General features: G+C 65.6%; 13 protein-coding genes. 9 read left to right on the forward strand and 4 right to left on the reverse strand.

Features of this window, described 5'->3' with window-relative positions:
* Positions 1 to 78 precede the first annotated feature (78 nt).
* On the forward strand, positions 79 to 1,701 hold the full coding sequence (gene mdlC, locus Q3C01_RS31305; protein WP_458149148.1) for a benzoylformate decarboxylase: 1,623 nt from the start codon (positions 79 to 81) through the stop codon (positions 1,699 to 1,701).
* 193 nt (positions 1,702 to 1,894) lie between these two features.
* On the opposite strand, the gene Q3C01_RS31310 is transcribed toward mdlC, so the two are convergent.
* A complete protein-coding gene (locus Q3C01_RS31310) occupies positions 1,895 to 2,689 on the reverse strand; it encodes an SDR family oxidoreductase (RefSeq protein ID WP_458149149.1) in 795 nt (264 codons plus the stop codon).
* A gap of 35 nt (positions 2,690 to 2,724) precedes the next feature.
* Entirely contained in the window at positions 2,725 to 3,420 is a 696-nt protein-coding gene (gene trhA, locus Q3C01_RS31315; RefSeq protein WP_458149150.1) for a PAQR family membrane homeostasis protein TrhA, read from the reverse strand.
* 183 nt (positions 3,421 to 3,603) lie between these two features.
* Between trhA and Q3C01_RS31320 the strand changes: the two genes are divergently transcribed.
* Both Q3C01_RS31320 and Q3C01_RS31325 read left to right on the forward strand, forming a co-directional pair.
* A complete protein-coding gene (locus tag Q3C01_RS31320) occupies positions 3,604 to 5,073 on the forward strand; it encodes a YcjX family GTP-binding protein (RefSeq protein WP_458149151.1) in 1,470 nt (489 codons plus the stop codon).
* The gene (locus Q3C01_RS31325; protein WP_458149152.1) at positions 5,070 to 6,098 is read left to right on the forward strand and encodes a YcjF family protein; all 1,029 of its coding nucleotides are present in this window, start codon (positions 5,070 to 5,072) and stop codon (positions 6,096 to 6,098) included. The genes Q3C01_RS31320 and Q3C01_RS31325 overlap by 4 nt, the downstream gene beginning before the upstream one ends.
* A 42-nt stretch (positions 6,099 to 6,140) precedes the next feature.
* On the opposite strand, the gene Q3C01_RS31330 is transcribed toward Q3C01_RS31325, so the two are convergent.
* On the reverse strand, positions 6,141 to 7,649 hold the full coding sequence (locus Q3C01_RS31330) for a glycosyltransferase family 39 protein (RefSeq protein WP_458149186.1): 1,509 nt from the start codon (positions 7,647 to 7,649) through the stop codon (positions 6,141 to 6,143).
* A gap of 428 nt (positions 7,650 to 8,077) precedes the next feature.
* Between Q3C01_RS31330 and Q3C01_RS31335 the strand changes: the two genes are divergently transcribed.
* The 4 genes from Q3C01_RS31335 to Q3C01_RS31350 all read left to right on the forward strand — a co-directional run bounded on the left by Q3C01_RS31335 (position 8,078) and on the right by Q3C01_RS31350 (position 11,874).
* Positions 8,078 to 9,808, forward strand: coding sequence for an adenylate/guanylate cyclase domain-containing protein (locus Q3C01_RS31335; RefSeq protein ID WP_458149153.1), 1,731 nt, complete (start codon positions 8,078 to 8,080; stop codon positions 9,806 to 9,808).
* Positions 9,809 to 9,948: 140 nt separating this feature from the next.
* On the forward strand, positions 9,949 to 11,148 hold the full coding sequence (gene sorA / locus Q3C01_RS31340; RefSeq protein WP_458149154.1) for a SorA family sulfite dehydrogenase catalytic subunit: 1,200 nt from the start codon (positions 9,949 to 9,951) through the stop codon (positions 11,146 to 11,148).
* A 6-nt stretch (positions 11,149 to 11,154) separates the two neighbouring features.
* A complete protein-coding gene (gene sorB, locus Q3C01_RS31345) occupies positions 11,155 to 11,463 on the forward strand; it encodes a SorB family sulfite dehydrogenase c-type cytochrome subunit (RefSeq protein WP_458149155.1) in 309 nt (102 codons plus the stop codon).
* Between the two features lie 210 nt (positions 11,464 to 11,673).
* On the forward strand, positions 11,674 to 11,874 hold the full coding sequence (locus Q3C01_RS31350) for a cold-shock protein (protein WP_027527932.1): 201 nt from the start codon (positions 11,674 to 11,676) through the stop codon (positions 11,872 to 11,874).
* Positions 11,875 to 12,047: 173 nt separating this feature from the next.
* On the opposite strand, the gene Q3C01_RS31355 is transcribed toward Q3C01_RS31350, so the two are convergent.
* Positions 12,048 to 12,509 (reverse strand): Lrp/AsnC ligand binding domain-containing protein, encoded by a 462-nt coding sequence (locus Q3C01_RS31355; protein WP_283039853.1) that lies wholly within the window; start codon positions 12,507 to 12,509, stop codon positions 12,048 to 12,050.
* Positions 12,510 to 12,622: 113 nt separating this feature from the next.
* On the opposite strand from Q3C01_RS31355, the gene putA reads away from it, so the two are divergent.
* The gene (gene putA / locus Q3C01_RS31360; RefSeq protein WP_458149156.1) at positions 12,623 to 15,622 is read left to right on the forward strand and encodes a bifunctional proline dehydrogenase/L-glutamate gamma-semialdehyde dehydrogenase PutA; all 3,000 of its coding nucleotides are present in this window, start codon (positions 12,623 to 12,625) and stop codon (positions 15,620 to 15,622) included.
* Between the two features lie 109 nt (positions 15,623 to 15,731).
* Positions 15,732 to 16,937, forward strand: coding sequence for a CaiB/BaiF CoA transferase family protein (locus Q3C01_RS31365; RefSeq protein WP_458149157.1), 1,206 nt, complete (start codon positions 15,732 to 15,734; stop codon positions 16,935 to 16,937).
* Positions 16,938 to 17,099 lie beyond the last annotated feature (162 nt).

The following is a 17,099-nucleotide window of genomic DNA, read 5'->3' on the forward strand; positions in this document are numbered from 1 at the left end:
CGAGATTCCGGGTTCGATGCTTCGCATCGCCCCGGAATGACGCTACCCTAAGCAATCAAGAAATCGGGGACGGAGACAATGCCAAAGAACGGAAAAACCGGCAGCAAATCCGTCTCCGTCAAGCAGGCAACGCTCGACCTGCTGCGTGGCTTCGGCATCAGACGCGTGTTCGGCAATCCCGGCTCGACCGAACTGCCGTTCCTGAGCGACTGGCCCGACGACATCGACTACGTGCTGGCGCTTCAGGAGGCTTCCGCCGTCGGCATGGCCGACGGCTACGCGCAGGCAACGCGCAACGCGGGCTTCGTCAATCTGCATTCGGCGGCCGGCGTCGGCAACGCGCTCGGCAATATCTATACCGCGCATCGCAACCAGACGCCGCTCGTCATCACCGCGGGCCAGCAGGCGCGCTCGATCCTGCCCTTGCAGGCGTTCCTCTATGCCGAGCGTGCGTCCGAATTCCCGCGGCCTTACGTCAAATACAGCGTCGAGCCGGCGAGGCCTGAGGATGTGCCGGCCGCGATCGCGCGCGCCTATCACACCGCGATGCAGCCGCCCTGCGGCCCCACCTTCGTCTCGATCCCGATCGACGACTGGACCCATGCGACGACGCCGGTCGAAGCGCGCAAGGTCAGCCGCGAGCTCGGGCCCGAACCTGAGGCAATGAAGGCGCTGGTCGCGGCGCTCAATGCGAGCAAGCACCCTGCCCTCGTCGTCGGCCCCGGCATCGACCGCGCAGGCGCCGTCGATCTGATGGTGCGCGTCGCCGAAAAGGCCAAGGCGAGCGTCTGGGTCAGCCCGTTCTCGGCGCGCTGCTCCTTCCCGGAGCGCCACCCGCAATTCGCAGGCTTCCTGCATGCCTCGCCCGGCCAGCTCTCGGATGCGCTGCGCGCACACGACCTCGTCGTCGTGGTCGGCGCGCCGGTGTTCACCTTCCATGTCGAAGGGCACGCCTCGATCTTCGACGGTGGCACGACCATCTTCCAGATCACCGACGATCCGGATGCCGCCGCGGTGACGCCGGTCGGCACCAGCATCGTCACGACCATGAAGCCGGCGCTAAGCATGCTGCTCGACATGCTGCCAGAGAGCAAGCGCGCGACGCCAAAGGGTCGTACGCTGCCACCATCACCGAAGGCGGCCGATCCGCTGCCGGTCGAATTCCTGCTGCATTCGCTGTCCGAGGCGATGCCGGAAGGTAGCTCGCTCGTCGAGGAAGTGCCCTCGCACCGGCCGGCGATGCAGAAATTCATGCCGATGCGCGGCCAGGACAGTTTTTACACGATGTCGAGCGGCGGCCTCGGCTACAGCCTGCCGGCTGCGGTCGGCATGGCCCTGGGCAAGCCGAAGACCCGCACGGTGTGTTTGATCGGTGACGGCTCGGCGATGTATTCGATCCAGGCTCTGTGGACCGCCGCGCAGCGCAAGCTGCCGCTCACCGTCGTCGTCATCAACAATTCCGGCTACGGCGCGATGCGCTCCTTCAGCCAGGTCATGCAGGTGCGCAACGTGCCGGGGCTGGAATTGCCCGGCATCGATTTCGTCAAGCTCGCCCAAGGCATGGGCTGTGACGCCGTACGGGTGACCAAGGCGGCGGAGCTTGGTGAAGCGCTGAAGCGCGGGATGTCGTCGAAGGGCACGAGCCTCATCGAGGTCGTCGTGGATTCTGCGGTGCCGCTGCTCTACGCGCAGAAGAGTTAGGCCGCGAGGTGCCTAGACGGCACCACACACTCACTCGTCGTCCCGGGGCGCGCATAGCGCGAGCCCGGGACCCATAACCACAGGATGCGGTTTGGCGAAGACTGGCAACCCCGATCTCGCGCCGCAACTACTCCCTGGGGTTATGGGTCCCGGCCTTCGCCGGGACGACACCGAAGGTGTGGCGGCGCCTGCCCTACTTCCCAAACTCCTCGCGCATCTTGGCCTGGATCTTGGCCATGCCGCCGATCCAGCGGTCGTAGTTCTCGGTCTTCTTGCGCATGTAACCGAGCACCTGCGCGTGCGGCAGGATCAGAAACGTCTCCTGCGCGATGCCGGCGAGCGCGTCTTTCGCGACCTGCTCGGGCGCGAGGTCGCCGTCGCCACTTTGCGGGCCCTTGGGGATCGAGCGCAGCATGTTGGTGTCAACGCCCTGCGGGCAGAGGATGGAGACGCGGATGTTGTGCGCCTTGTGCGAGATCGCGAGGTTCTCGGCAAAGCCGACCGCGGCATGCTTCGTCGTCGAATAGGCGGGGCTGCCGACCTGCGAGAGCAGGCCCGCGGCCGAGACCGTGTTGAGGAAATAGCCGCCGCCACGGGCTTTCATACGCGGGACGAGGTGCCGCGCCGCGTAGACGTGGGCCATGACGTGGATCGCCCAGCTCCGCTGCCAGGGCTCATCCGAGGAGCCGCCGGCATTCACTGACAGGGGATCGAAGCCGCCGCCGATGCCGGCATTGGAGCAGAACAGCTCGATCGGGCCGAACTGCCGCTCGGTTTCCTCGATGACGTGGGCGATGTCCTTTTCCTGGGCGACGTCACATTTGAATGCGGCGCCGTTCACGGTCGCCGCCACTGCTCGCGCGCCGGCGGCCTCCATATCCGCGACCACGACTTTGGCCGCGCCTGCCTGATGAAACACCTCGCACAGCGCCTTGCCGATGCCATTGGCGCCGCCGGTGACGACCACGACTTTGCCGGCCACCTGCATCCGACGTCTCCTCTCATACCGCGTGTTGTTCGCGCTCAGCTCAGGACGAGATCGAGCACCGCGGTATAATGGCACGCCGCGCCGGCCAAGACAAAGCCGTGCCAGATCGCATTCTGGAAACGTAGGCGCCGCCAGGCGTGGAAGATCACCCCGAAGGAATAGAGCGCGCCGCCCGCGACCACGAACCACAGAGCCATGGTCGGCAGCGCGTTGACCACGGCGTCGTAGAGCATCAGGCCACTCCAGCCCATGGCGAGGTAAATGCCGACGGCGACGCGGTCGAAGCGGCCGGGCCAGCCGAGCTTGAGCACGATGCCGAGGATCGCCACGCACCAGACACCGACGAGCAGCGCCAGCGCGAAGGTGCTGTCCTTCAGTTCCAGGATGAACGGCGTGTAAGTCGCAGCGATCAGGAGGTAGATCGCGGAGTGATCGAACCTCCGTAATATCCATTTGGCCGGCGACACCGGCCAGAGATTATAAGTCGCAGACAGCACCAGCATCGAGAGCAGGCCGGCGACGTAGATCGAGACACCGACGATGTCGACCGCGTTCGCATTGACTGCCGCCAGCACCACCAGAACGGTCGCCGCGACGACGCCCAGAAGCACGCCGATGGCATGGATGACGCCGTCAGCGATCAGCTCGGCGCGGTCATAGTCCCAGCCGATCACGTCGGCTGCGGCATGGACGGAGGTCGACGCGAGTTGTTTCAATCTGAAAACGGTCATGGCAGTCCGAAGGCGACGCTGTGGCACTCTTACGTGGGTCTTTCGTGGTCGGCGAGCCGTTCAAAGGCTGGTTCACCCCAAAACGCGGTGGAAGTATGAAGCTTGATTTTCGTCAGGCAGTTGCCACTTTTGTGACTAGTCCAATTTGCCTATTCCGCCGGCACGAGATCCCTCGCCTTCCCCATGGCATTCAGCATTCAGGATATGGTCGAAGAGGCGCGCCTGTCGGCCCGGGCGCTGCTCGACTATGGCGGGCATTTCTTCAACCCCACCGTCCGGCTCGGCGTCACCGGCCTGTCGCGCGCCGGTAAAACCGTGTTCATCACCGCGCTGATCCATGGGCTGACGCGCGGCGGCCGCTTTCCGGTGTTCGAGGCCTTTGCCTCCGGCCGCATCGCACGTGCGAAACTCGCGCCGCAACCCGACGATGCCGTGCCGCGCTTCGACTACGAAAACCATCTCCGCGCGCTGACCGAGGACCGGCGCTGGCCGAGCTCCACCGTCGACATCAGCGAGCTCCGCCTCGTCATCGACTACCAGCGCCAGAACGGCGCGGACCGCAACCTGACGCTGGATATCGTCGACTATCCCGGCGAATGGCTGCTCGACCTGCCGCTGCTGCAAAAGAGCTACGAGCAATGGTCGGTGGAGAGCCTTGCGCTGTCACGCGCGGCGCCGCGTGCGCATCTGGCGGCCGCCTGGCACGAGCATCTCGCCACTCTCAAGCCCGAGGCGGCCGAGGACGAGCAGGCGACGCTGACCTCGGCAAGGCTGTTCACCGAATATTTGCGCGCCTGCCGCGACGAGCGCTTTGCCATGAGCCTGCTGCCGCCCGGCCGGTTCCTGATGCCCGGCAGTCTCGCCGGCTCGCCAGCGCTGACCTTTGCGCCGCTCGACGTGCCCACCGAGGGACAGGCGCCGGAGGGATCGCTCTGGGCGATGATGGTGCGCCGCTACGAGGCCTACAAGGACGTCGTGGTGCGCCCGTTCTTCCGCGACCACTTTGCCCGGCTCGACCGCCAGATCGTGCTGGCCGATGCGCTCGCCGCGTTCAACTCCGGCCCTGAAGCACTGCATGACCTCGAAGCGGCGCTGGCCGGCATTCTGGATTGCTTCCGGATCGGACGCAGCACCTTCATCTCCAGCCTGTTCCGTCCGCGCATCGATCGCATCCTGTTCGCGGCAACCAAGGCCGACCACCTGCATCATTCCAGTCACGATCGCCTCGAGGCCGTGTTGCGGCGCGCGGTCTCGCGCGCCGTCGCGCGTGCCGAAAGCACTGGAGCCGAGATCGACGTGGTGGCGCTCGCCGCCGTCCGCGCGACGCGTGAGGCGCAGGTTGCGCGCGGCCGCGACAGACTGCCGTCCATTCTCGGCACGCCCTCGGCCGGCGAAAGCGCCGGCGGCGAACTTTTTGACGGCAATACGGAGGTAGCGACCTTTCCGGGCGATCTGCCTGCAGACCCGGAAGCGCTGTTCAACGGCGCCGAGTCCTTCCGCGGGCTTTCGACTGCCGCTGCCGAAACGAGCGACTTCCGCTTCCTGCGCTTCCGTCCGCCAACGCTCGAGCGCGAGGGAGCTGAGGAGCCGGCGCTGCCTCACATCCGCCTTGACCGTGCCTTGCAGTTCCTGATCGGAGACAGGTTGGAATGAACGAGCGACACCAGCAACGGCGGCCCGCGACGTTCCGGCTGGATGACCCCGGCGTCGTCGTGACTGAAGCCGATGAGTCCGGGCGGCTCAGCCGCGCCGCGATCCAGATCACGCCCGAGCCCGATCCCTTGGCGCTGCCCGTGCCGGTCGAGACGCCGGTCGTGGTGCGGCGCGGCTTCCCCTGGGGCACGCTGTTCTGGTCCGGCCTTGCCGGGCTGACGCTGCTCGGGGTCGGACTTGGCGTGGTCCATTTGATCGAGGATCTCTTTGCGCGGAGCGAGAGCCTGGGCATCGTCGGCCTTGCGCTGGCCTTCATCACCACGCTGGCACTCGCGGTCGTGATCGGACGCGAGGCGTTCGGTCTTGCCCGGCTGGCGACCATCGAGAAGCTGCACCAGCGTGCGACAAGCGTGCTCGCCAGCGACGACCGCGCCGAGAGCCGCGTCATCGTGCAGGATCTCCTGCGCATCGCGCATCAAAACCCGCAGCTCGCACGCGCCCGCGCGACGCTGCAGAACCACGCTGGCGAGATCATCGACGGCGCCGACATGATCCGCCTCGCCGAGCGCGAACTGATGACCCCGCTGGATGCGGAAGCGCGGCGGCTGGTATCATCGGCCGCGCAGCGGGTTTCGATCGTCACCGCGGTGAGCCCTCGTGCGCTGATCGACGTGCTGTTCGTGTTCGTGGCTTCGCTTCGCCTGATCCGGCAGCTGGCGCGGCTCTATGGCGGCCGCCCCGGTGCGCTCGGCATGATCCGGCTCTTGCGTCACGTCATCGCCCATCTCGCCATCACCGGCGGCATGGCCGCGAGCGACAGCCTGGTGCAGCAGATGCTCGGCCATGGCATCGCGGCAAAACTGTCGCAACGCCTCGGCGAAGGCGTGCTCAACGGACTATTGACGGCGCGGCTCGGCCTCGCCGCCATCGACGTCACGCGCCCGTTGCCGTTCGCAGCACTGCCGCAGCCGAAGCTGTCGGATCTCGCGACGGACCTGTTGCGAAAGAAAGAGGACGAGGAGTAGTGCTTCGCGCCACGCGCACGCTGCCCCCTCTCCCCTTTTTAACTACGCAAGCCGAGAGAGCGAGAAAAAATCCCCCGCCAGCACACGCCACTGGAACAGCGGCGAGTCCTTTGGCGGAGAGAGCTCAGGCGTCCAGCCGGTAAGCTTTTCCAGCGCGTAGGTATCGATCACGAGGCCGCGCCAGCGGCGGTCGACCTGTTCGAGCGGCTCGCGCGTGACGGTCAATGAATTCCACAGCGGCAGATGATTGTCGGGCTCGCGTCCGACATAGAGGCCGGCATGGCCGCGGATCCGGTCGATGCCGGGATCGCGAAAATCCTGGAAGCGGCCGCGCTCGTTGATCTCGATGACGGGCACGCGGCCGCGAAACAGCCAGCGCAGCATGGCGTAGGTGCGATAGTCGGTGGTTGCAATCCAGGTCGCACCGGTCTTGTCGAGTTGCGCTTCGGCACGCGTCGCGACCTCATCATAGCCGGCTTCGGCGCCGATCGGATCGATCCTGCCGAGGAGATTCCAGGGCGCGACCATGTAGTAGAGAAACACTATGATGACGAAGGCGATGCCGGTCGCGACGGCAGTGTTGGCCCAGAAGGTCGCCGACCTCGTCACCCGCTCGGACCAGCCCTCGCGCGGCAGCGTCACGAGATTGATGGCTGCAGCGACGAACCCGACCGGCCACATGAACATCGGCCAGGTGTCACCGACCCGCAGAGTGAGGGATTTCCAGAGGAAGTAGAGGAACGGCACCAGCACCGCGGTCGAAAGCAGGATAGCGACCGGCTCGCGCGTGCGATAGCCACGCCATGCGGTCAGCGTCAGGCCCGACAGCACCACTGGCAGCATGACGAAGCCGACGAGCCCGAATTGCAGGCCGATGTAATCGCCGATTGTGCGCCAGGAGACGCCGTAATTCGCGGTGGCGCGCACGCCCTGGAAGCGGAACGAGGCCCAGTCGTGCTGCACGTTCCAGATCAGGACCGGCGAGAACACGGCGATCGCGATCAGCACTGCGAGATAGGGATAGGGGCTGCGCAACCAGCGCCAGCGCCAATCCGGCACCAGCACGAAGGCGACCACTGCAGGCAGGAACATGATGGCGGTGAACTTGGACAGCAGCGAGAGGCCGGCGAAAAATCCCGCGGCGAGCCACCAGCGGCCATCGCCAGACTGGGTCAGCCGCACCAGGGACCAGAACATCGCGACTGCGACGGGGATCATCGCGACATCGGGCGCGACCTTGGACATCAGCAGCCCGTAGTAGAGCGCCGCCTCCGGCATCAACAGCGCGAACACGATCGCGCGCGCGTCGTGGGTGACACGGCGCACGATATCGGCGAGCAGACACTGCGTGACGAACATCGCCACGATGCCGCCGAAGCGGACGCCGAGCTGGGTGTCGCCGAAGATCGCGGTGCCGAAGCGGATCAGCCAGGCAATGCCCGCGGGATGGTCGAGAAAGCTGAGCGCGCCCTCCTTGGACCAGGTCCAGTAATAGGCCTCGTCGGTGCGCAGCTCGAGCATCGAGGCATAGACGATGCGCAAAGCCGTCATCGCCGCGATCACGAGTACGGCAATGATCAGGTGCCGGCGCGCGGCGTCGTTGGGCTCGGCTGTCTTGTCGGGGGCGATCGTCACGGGCGGCTTTTCCCCGACTTGGGAGGGTGAGTCAATGCGGGGGATGTTGCCTTTGGTTTCTGCGTCGTCCCGGACAAGCGCAGCGAAGCGGAGCGCAGATCCGGGACCCATAGCCACAGGGAGCGGTTGTGGCGCGAGATGGTGGTTACGAGTCTCCGCCAAACTGCTCCCTGTGGCTATGGGTCCCGGGCTCGCGCTATGCGCGCCCCGGGACGACGGCGGAATTCGGGACGAGAGTGGAGATACGCTGCCCCATGCCGCGCACGTGATCAGGCAAGCTGTTTTCGGCTGGAATTAAACTCTACGATAGCTGATCTACATGATGAGCTGATACAAACCGAATCATGGCAACCGCTCTCGCACGATTTTCCGAACTGTTCCGCGGCACCGGCATTCGACAGGTGCGGCTCGTCTGCGGCGTCATCCTGTTTGCCTATGTGGTCAGCCATTTCCTCAACCATGCGCTTGGCAATATCTCGGTCGAGGCCATGCAGGCGGGCGTCTACTACCACGTCCTGTTCTGGCAGTTCCTCCCGGTAGCGATCCTGTTCTACACCGCGGCACTGCTGCATGCCGGGCTCGGCGTCTTCGCGCTCTATCAGCGCCGGCAGTTCCGCTGGAAGACGGTCGAGCCGCTCCAGCTCGTGCTGGGTCTCAGCATCCCGGCACTGGTGATGGCGCATCTGATCGGCGTGCGGCTCGCCCACACGCTGTATGGACATGAGAAGCTCTATCCGCAGGAGCTCTATCTGTTCTTCGTCGCGTCCTCCACCCGGTTGTGGCAGATGACGATCCTGCTCGTCGTCGCCTGGATCCATGGCTGCATCGGGCTCTATTTCTGGCTGCGCATGAAGCCGCTCTTCCAGCGCGCCGCGCCCTGGCTGCTCTCCGCGGCCGTGCTGATCCCGACGCTGGCGATGCTCGGCATCTACCAGGGCGGACGCAGCGTCGCGGCCGACAGCGACGATGCGGACTGGCGCGCGGCCAATCTGACCCAGCGCCAGGTCGGCACCGTCGCGCAGGACCGCACGCTCAACCGCATCACCGGCGGGCTGACGTTCGGCTATCTCGGCCTGCTCGGCATCGTGCTGCTCGCACGCGGCGTGCGGGGCCTGCGCGAGCGGCGCGGCGGCATGATCGCGCTGTCCTACGGCAACGGCAAGACGGTGCGCGTGCCGAAGGGCCTCAGCGTGCTCGAGGCAAGCCTGCGCCACAACGTGCCGCATGCCAGCGTTTGCGGCGGCCGCGCGCGCTGCTCGACCTGTCGCATCCGCGTGATCGGCGATCATGGCATCCTTCCCGAGCCCTCGCAGCGCGAAGCCTTCGTGCTTGCGCGCGTCGGCACCACCGATCCTTCCATTCGCCTCGCCTGCCAGCTGCGGCCGACCTGCGATCTTTCCTTCTTCCAATTGTTCACGCCGCACACCACGGCGAGCACTGAAGGTTCAGGGCCGGCGCGGATCGGTCAGGAGCGCTATCTCGTCAGCCTGTTCGTCGACATGCGCGGCTCGACCCAGCTCGCCGAGAAGCGGCTGCCGTTCGACACCGTCTTCATCGTCAACCGTTTCTTGGGAGCGGTCTCGCAGGCGGTGATCGAGAACGGCGGCCAGCCCAACCAGTTCGTCGGCGACGGCATGCTCGCGCTGTTTGGCCTGTCGGCCAATCCGCAAACCGCATGCCGCCAGGCGCTGCGCGCGGCAGGCAGCATCGCCAGCCATGTCGACGAGCTCAACGAGCTCCTGAGCCATGACCTGCGCCAGCCGATCCGCTTCGGCATCGGCATTCACGGCGGCGAGGTGATCATCGGCGACATCGGCTATCGCGATCACGTCGTGTTCACCGCGCTCGGCGATGCCGTCAACGTCGCGGCGCGCTTGCAGGACATGACCAAGACGCTCGCCTGCGAAGCCATCGCCTCCGACGAGGTTCGCCACACCGCAGGCCTTGCCGAGGACGCGCTGCCGCAGCAGGAGGTCGCGATCCGCGGCCGCGACGAGCCGATGACCGTGCGCGTCATCGCCGATGCCAGGCAATTGTCCGGCCTGATCGATCGCGACGAACGCGCCGCCGCCTGACAACACGCGCTCGTGCTGCGATGCAGCGTCATGGTCACGCTGCGAAAGCACGAATTGACTTCGTGCCCGCCCATGCGACAGATGATCGCGAGGTCGGCGGTGATGACCGCGACTCAACTGAAATGCTCCGGAGGGAGACAATGATCGACAGACGCGACCTGCTCAAGGGAGCGGGACTTACCGCTGTGGCGGCCACACTGAGCTCGACCAAGGCGCTGGCACTGGATACCGTGACACTGCCCTTCGCCAATGGCGAGCGGCCGCTGGTGAAATATCCGCAGAAGCGACCGCTGATCGGCCTGACCAGCCGGCCTCCGCAGCTCGAGACACCGTTCGCGATCTTCAACGACGGCCCGCTGACGCCAAACAACGCGTTCTTCGTCCGCTATCACCTCTCCGACCTGCCCTACAATCTCGATCCCGACAAGTTCACGCTTGAGGTCAAGGGCAAGGTCGACAAGCCGCTCAGGCTGTCACTCAACGACATCCGCAAGATGAAGGCGACCGAGATCGTCGCCGTCAACCAGTGCTCTGGCAACAGCCGCGGCTTCTCCGATCCGCGCGTTGCCGGCGGTCAGCTTGCCAATGGTGCGATGGGCAATGCGCGCTGGCGCGGCGTGCCGCTGAAGGCCGTGCTCGAGATGGCTGGCGTGCAGGCGGGCGCCAAGCAGGTCACCTTCAACGGCATGGACGGCCCGGTCAGCGACAGGACGCCCGACTTCGTCAAGGCGCTCGACCTTGATCACGCAACCGACGGCGAGGTCATGTTGGCCTATGGCATGAACGGCGAGGACCTGCCGTTCCTCAACGGCTTCCCGCTGCGCCTCATCGTGCCCGGCTACTACGGCACCTACTGGGTCAAGCACCTCAACGAGATCACCGTCATCGACGATGTCTACGACGGCTTCTGGATGAAGTCGGCCTATCGCATCCCCGACACGGCCTGCAATTGCGTCGAGCCGGGAACCGCGCCGAAGGCGACGATCCCGATCAACCGCTTCACCATCCGCTCCTTCATCACCAGCGTCGCCGACGGTGCCAAGCTGAAGGCTGGCCGCACGTCGCTGCGCGGCATCGCCTTCGACGGCGGCACGGGCATCAAGGAGGTGTCAGTTTCGATCGACGGCGGGAAAAACTGGACCCAGGCCAAGCTCGGCAAGGATCTCGGCAAATACTCCTTCCGCGAATGGAAGCTGCCGGTGAAACTCGCGGCCGGCGCGGTCGAACTGAAGGTGCGCGCGACCAGCAATGGCGGCGAAACCCAGCCAGACACGCCACGCTGGAACCCGGCCGGCTATTTACGCAACGTCGTCGAAACCGTCCGTATCACGGTCGCCTGAAGGAGAATGACGATGAAGCGCACCATTCTCCTCACGCTCGCTCTCGGGGCCGGCATTGGCGCCGTCAGCGCCGCCCCCATCGGTTACCAGAATCCGGACGAGGTCGCCGCCTTCAAGCCTGGCCCCAATCTCGACGTGGTCAGGAACAACTGCACGGCCTGCCATTCGGCCGACTACATCAATACCCAGCCACCGATGAAGGACAGGAAAGCCTTCTGGCAGGCCGAGGTAACCAAGATGATCAAGGTCTATGGCGCGCCGATCGACGATGCCGATGTCGGCAAGATCGTCGACTATCTCGCCGCGACCTATTGAGGGGCTGCCCACCGCAGGCCCGCCAAATGACCGCGAAACGGGCAAAAGTGGTAAAAACGCCGCGAAGTTGAGCGAATTTCCGCAAGAAACCGGCATGGTTTGAGCTACCAACCCCGTAACATTCCGGTGTATCCTGCTTCGACCGAGCCGGCCGGTTTGCGGGGACTGGCGGCTCGTGCTTGTGGAGGAAAGTCCCGCGGAGAAGACGTGATGCCCAAAGGTACGGTCAAGTGGTTCAACCCGACGAAGGGTTATGGGTTCATCCAGCCTGCGTCGGGAGGCAAGGATGTGTTCGTGCATATCTCGGCAGTGCAGAAAGCCGGTCTGTCCACCCTGAACGAGGGTCAGACGGTGGAGTATGAAGAGATCGCAAACCGGGGCAAAACGTCCGCAGAAAACCTCAAGGTATAAGCCCTCCGGCATTTAGCCGCCTCCCGGATCGGATCCGGGAGCACGGGCCAAAAAAATTTAGAAGACGGTCAAGTGCATTCGACGACAAGCGTTGCGATTGCGCGAAGGGTAAGCTTTTTTGCGCGCAAAGACCCTGATCGGCGCGGCCTCCATGACAATCGCGACGGCACGTTTCAGCCGACCGGCAAAGGTGCGTCGCGCTTGATCTCCTCCATCACCGCATAGGTGCGCGTCTCGCGCACGCCCGGCATCGACAGCAAGGTCTCGCCGAGAAAGCGCCGATACGCGGCCATGTCGGGAAGGCGCGCTTTTACGAGATAGTCGAAGCCACCGGCAACCATGTGACACTCGAGCACTTCGGGCGCGAGCTTCACCGCGCGCGCGAACCGCTCGAAATTGTCCGGCGTGGTCTTGTCGAGCAGCACCTCGACGAACACCAGAAGGCCGAGCCCCAGACGGTGCGGATTGAGCCGCGCGCCGTAGCCTTCGACGAAACCTTCGCGCTGAAGCCGCTTCAGCCGCTCGCCGATCGAGGTCGGCGACAGGCCGATGCGCTCGGCGAGCTCGACATTGGCTATACGCCCATCCTCCTGCAAAATTGAGAGGATTCTCCGGTCGATTTTATCTAGATCCATATTTTCTACGGAATTTTTGCCATTGTGCTTCATTATCTAAGGCAATATCGCTATCTTGTCTATCGAACTACGGCGATGTGCGGATTAAGTTTGAACCCGACACAGGACACGCCATGCCAAACATTTCCTCCCCCTTCAGCGCGGACTACGCGCCCGATGATGCCGAGATTGCCGCCCCGCTGTTGCGCAGCGCGCATCTGCCCCCTCCGCAGGAGGCGCGGATCGACCGCACCGCCACGCGGCTGATCGAGGCGGTCCGCAAGCGCGACGACCGGCTTGGCGGGGTCGAGGACATGCTGCGCGAGTTCGCGCTCTCGACCAAGGAGGGGCTGGCGCTGATGGTGCTGGCCGAAGCCCTGCTCCGCGTGCCCGACGCCCGCACCGCCGACCAATTCATCGAGGACAAGCTCGGCGAGGGCGATTTCGTCCACCACGAAACGAAATCCAGCGCCTTCCTGGTCAACGCCTCGGCCTGGGCGCTCGGCCTGTCGGCACGGGTGATCCAGCCCGGCGAGACGCCGGACGGCACCATCGGCCGGCTGGTGAAGCGGCTGGGCGCGCCTGCCGTGCGCGCAGCGACGCGGCAGGCGATGCGGCTGATGGGCAACCATTTCGTGCTGGGCGAGACCATCGAGCAGGCGCTGGAGCGCGCCCGGCCCCGCTCGGGCGAGCAGCCGCGCTACTCCTTCGACATGCTCGGCGAAGGGGCGCGCACCGCTTCTGACGCCCAGCGCTATTTCGACGCTTACGCGAGTGCGATTCGGACCATCGGCAAGGCAGCGGGTGAGCGTCCCCTGCCCGACCGTCCCGGCATTTCCGTCAAACTCTCGGCGCTGCATCCGCGCTTCGAGGCGATCAGCCGCGATCGAGTGATGAAGGAGTTGGTGCCGCTGCTCCTGGAGCTCGCCCAGCGCGCCAAGGCCTATGACCTCAACTTCACGGTCGATGCCGAGGAAGCCGACCGGCTGGAGCTGTCGCTCGACGTGATCGCCGCGACGATCGCCGATCCCTCGCTCGCCGGCTGGGACGGCTTTGGCCTCGCGATCCAGGCCTACCAGAAGCGCGCGGTCGCCGTGATCGACTATGTCGACGGCCTGGCCCGCGCGCACGATCGCAAGCTGATGGTGCGACTGGTCAAGGGCGCCTATTGGGACACCGAGATCAAGCGCGCGCAGGAGCGCGGACTCGACGGCTATCCGGTCTTCACCCGCAAGGCGATGACGGACCTCAACTACGTCGCCTGCGCCTCGAGGCTGCTCGCGTTGCGGCCGCGCATCTTCCCGCAATTTGCGACCCACAACGCGCTGACCGTCGCGACCGTGCTGGAGCTTGCCGGCGATAGCGGCGGCTTCGAGTTCCAGCGGCTGCACGGCATGGGCGAGGCGCTCTACGAGCAGCTCGCACAGGATCACCCAAGACTCTCATGCCGCACCTATGCGCCGGTCGGCAGCCATCGCGACCTGCTCGCTTATCTGGTGCGCCGGCTGCTGGAAAATGGCGCCAACTCCTCCTTCGTGGCGCTGGCCGCCGACTATCGCGTGGCGATGACCGCCCTGCTGCAACGCCCCGCTGACATCATCGCCAAGCCGCAAGCGGCGCATCACCCGAAGATCCCGCTGCCGCGCGAACTGTTCGCGCCGGAGCGGCGCAATTCAGGTGGTGTCGAGTTCGGCGAGCGGGCCGCGCTCGATCGCCTGCTGGCCGACATCGCGGCCGAGCCAACCGATCTCAAGCCTATCGACGACTCCACACCGGAGCAGGCGAACGCAGCGGTCACAGCAGCGCGTGCGGGGTTTGCGGCCTGGAGCCGGACGTCCGCTGGCACCCGCGCGGCAGCGCTGGAGCAGGCCGCACATCTCCTCGAGCAGCGGGCACCCCACCTCATCGCGCTGCTCCAGCGCGAGGGTGGCAAGACGCTCGACGACGCGCTCTCGGAGCTGCGCGAAGCCGCCGATTTCTGCCGCTACTACGCCGCGCAGGGCCGAAAGCTGTTCGGCAGCGGCGAGGCGATGCCGGGTCCGACCGGCGAGAGCAATGTGCTGGCCTTGCGCGGCCGCGGCGTGTTCGTCGCGATCTCGCCGTGGAATTTTCCGCTCGCGATCTTCCTCGGCCAGGTGACGGCGGCGCTGATGGCCGGCAACAGCGTGGTGGCAAAGCCCGCCGAGCAGACGCCGCGGATTGCACGCGAGGCCGTGCTGATGCTGCATGAGGCCGGCGTTCCCGCACATGCGCTGCAGCTCGTCACCGGCGATGGCCGGATCGGCGCCGCACTGACCGCACATCCCGACATCGCAGGCGTCGTGTTCACCGGCTCGACCGAGGTCGCAAGATCCATCAACCGGACGCTCGCGGCCAAGGATGGCCCGATCGTGCCGCTGATCGCGGAGACCGGCGGCATCAATGCCATGATCGCGGATGCGACCGCGCTGCCCGAACAGGTCGCCGACGACGTCGTCACTTCTGCGTTTCGCTCCGCCGGCCAGCGCTGCTCGGCGCTGCGGCTCTTGTTCGTGCAGGAGGACGTCGCCGACCGCATGATCGAGATGATCGCAGGCGCCGCGCGCGAGTTGAAGATCGGCAACCCCGGTGACGTTGCGACCCATATCGGCCCGGTGATCGACCGCGAGGCCAAGCAGCGGCTCGACGCGCACATTGCCCGGATGAAGACCGAGGCGCGGCTGCATTTTGCAGGCAGCGCGCCCGAGGGCTGCTTCGTGGCGCCGCATATTTTCGAGCTCGCTGATAGCGGACAGCTCACCGAGGAGGTGTTCGGTCCCGTCCTGCATGTCGTGCGCTACCGCGCCGAAAACCTGGAGCGGGTGCTGGCCGCGATCGAGCGCACCGGCTATGGGCTCACGCTCGGTGTCCACTCCCGCATCGACGACACTGTCGATGCCATCGTCGAACGGCTGTCGGTCGGCAACGTCTACGTCAACCGCAACATGATCGGCGCCGTGGTCGGCGTGCAGCCGTTCGGCGGCAATGGCCTCTCCGGGACCGGCCCCAAGGCCGGCGGCCCGCATTATCTGGCACGCTTTGCCACCGAGCAGACCGTCACCGTCAACACCGCCGCAGCCGGCGGCAACGCTGCCCTGCTCGCGGGGGAGGAGTAGCCGCTGCCTGCGGCGTTGCATCCCGCCAAAACATCGGTCAAATGATCGGCAGATCAGCGCGCGCGAATTCCAGCGCGCGGGAAACGACAAGAGCGGGAGCGGCGGCACGATGCAGAAGGGCATTTTCGACGGCCTGAAGGTTTTGGATTGCGCCAGCTTCATCGCGGCGCCCGCTGCCGCGACCGTGCTGTCGGATTTCGGCGCCGATGTCATCAAGATCGAGCCGCCCGGCATGGGCGATCCTTACCGCAATTTGCCGAACCTGCCGGGCTATCCAGCGAGCGAGCACAATTTCGCCTGGCTGCTGGAGGCGCGCAACAAGAAGAGCCTCGCCCTCGACCTCACCAAGCCTGACGCGCAGGCCGTGCTCTACAGACTGGTCGCCGAGAGCGACGTCTTCATCACCAACATGCCGCCGCAGGTGCGCTCAAAGCTCGGCATCACCTATGACCATCTCGCGCACCTGAACGAGCGGCTGATCTACGCCTCCTTCACCGGTTACGGCGAGAAGGGCGAGGAGGCCAACAAGCCCGGCTTCGACAGCAACGCCTATTGGGCGCGCTCCGGCCTGATGGATCTCGTCCGCGCCGACATTCACACCACGCCGGCGCGCTCGGTCGCCGGCATGGGCGATCATCCCTGCGCCATGGCGCTCTACAGCGCGATCGTCACTGCGCTCTATCAGCGCGAGAAGACCGGCAAGGGCGCGCATGTCGCCTCCAATCTGATGGCGAACGGCGTGTGGGCCGCGAGCGTGCTGGCGCAGGCGAAACTCTGCGGCGCCAAGTTCGGCGAGCGGCGGCCGCGCGAGCGCGCGCTGAACGCGGTGACCAACCACTATCAGTGCAAGGATGGCCGCTGGATCATCCTGTCGCTGCTGAACGAGGATCGGCAGTGGCCGACGCTCGCGCGCTGCATGGATCGCGAGGATCTGGTCGCCGACCCGCGCTTTGCCACCAAGCCGGACCGCCATGCGCGCTCGGTCGAGCTGATCAAAATCTTCGACGAGGTATTCGCCACCAAGGATCTCGCCGAATGGCGCAATATCCTCGACGGCAACGGGCTGGTATTCGGTGTCGTCGGAATTCTCGACGACATCCCGAACGACCAGCAGATGCTCGACAACGAAGTGCTGGTGCCGTTCGAGAACGACACCATGCTGACGATCAACAGCCCGATCTGGATCGACGGCACGAGAAAGGTGCAGCCGCGCAAGCCGCCCGCAGTCGGTGAGCACAGTGACGCGATCTTGCGCGAGGCCGGATACGACGAGGCGACGATCAAGACGCTGCGCGCATCGGGGGCGGTGGCGTAAGGGGCGCGACACAGGCGCCGCATACTCCGCTTGTCGTCCCGGGGGCGCGCATGGCGCGAGCCCGGGACCCGTAACCACAGGCGGATGTGTGGCACACGGTGGTGGCCACTAGCCTTCGCCAAACTCCTCCCTGTGGTTATGGGTCCCGGATCTGCGCTCCGC

The sequence above is a fragment of the Bradyrhizobium sp. UFLA05-109 genome (genome assembly GCF_054185165.1).

Coding starts and splice junctions, on each gene's coding strand:
- Q3C01_RS31355 (WP_283039853.1), bottom strand. CDS start 12,509: ATGGATCTAGATAAAATCGACCGGAGAATCCTCTCAATTTTGCAGGAG.
- mdlC (WP_458149148.1), top strand. CDS start 79: ATGCCAAAGAACGGAAAAACCGGCAGCAAATCCGTCTCCGTCAAGCAG.
- sorB (WP_458149155.1), top strand. CDS start 11,155: ATGACGATGAAGCGCACCATTCTCCTCACGCTCGCTCTCGGGGCCGGC.
- trhA (WP_458149150.1), bottom strand. CDS start 3,420: ATGACCGTTTTCAGATTGAAACAACTCGCGTCGACCTCCGTCCATGCC.
- Q3C01_RS31350 (WP_027527932.1), top strand. CDS start 11,674: ATGCCCAAAGGTACGGTCAAGTGGTTCAACCCGACGAAGGGTTATGGG.
- Q3C01_RS31330 (WP_458149186.1), bottom strand. CDS start 7,649: ATGACGGCTTTGCGCATCGTCTATGCCTCGATGCTCGAGCTGCGCACC.
- putA (WP_458149156.1), top strand. CDS start 12,623: ATGCCAAACATTTCCTCCCCCTTCAGCGCGGACTACGCGCCCGATGAT.
- Q3C01_RS31320 (WP_458149151.1), top strand. CDS start 3,604: ATGGCATTCAGCATTCAGGATATGGTCGAAGAGGCGCGCCTGTCGGCC.
- Q3C01_RS31335 (WP_458149153.1), top strand. CDS start 8,078: ATGGCAACCGCTCTCGCACGATTTTCCGAACTGTTCCGCGGCACCGGC.
- Q3C01_RS31310 (WP_458149149.1), bottom strand. CDS start 2,689: ATGCAGGTGGCCGGCAAAGTCGTGGTCGTCACCGGCGGCGCCAATGGC.
- Q3C01_RS31365 (WP_458149157.1), top strand. CDS start 15,732: ATGCAGAAGGGCATTTTCGACGGCCTGAAGGTTTTGGATTGCGCCAGC.
- Q3C01_RS31325 (WP_458149152.1), top strand. CDS start 5,070: ATGAACGAGCGACACCAGCAACGGCGGCCCGCGACGTTCCGGCTGGAT.
- sorA (WP_458149154.1), top strand. CDS start 9,949: ATGATCGACAGACGCGACCTGCTCAAGGGAGCGGGACTTACCGCTGTG.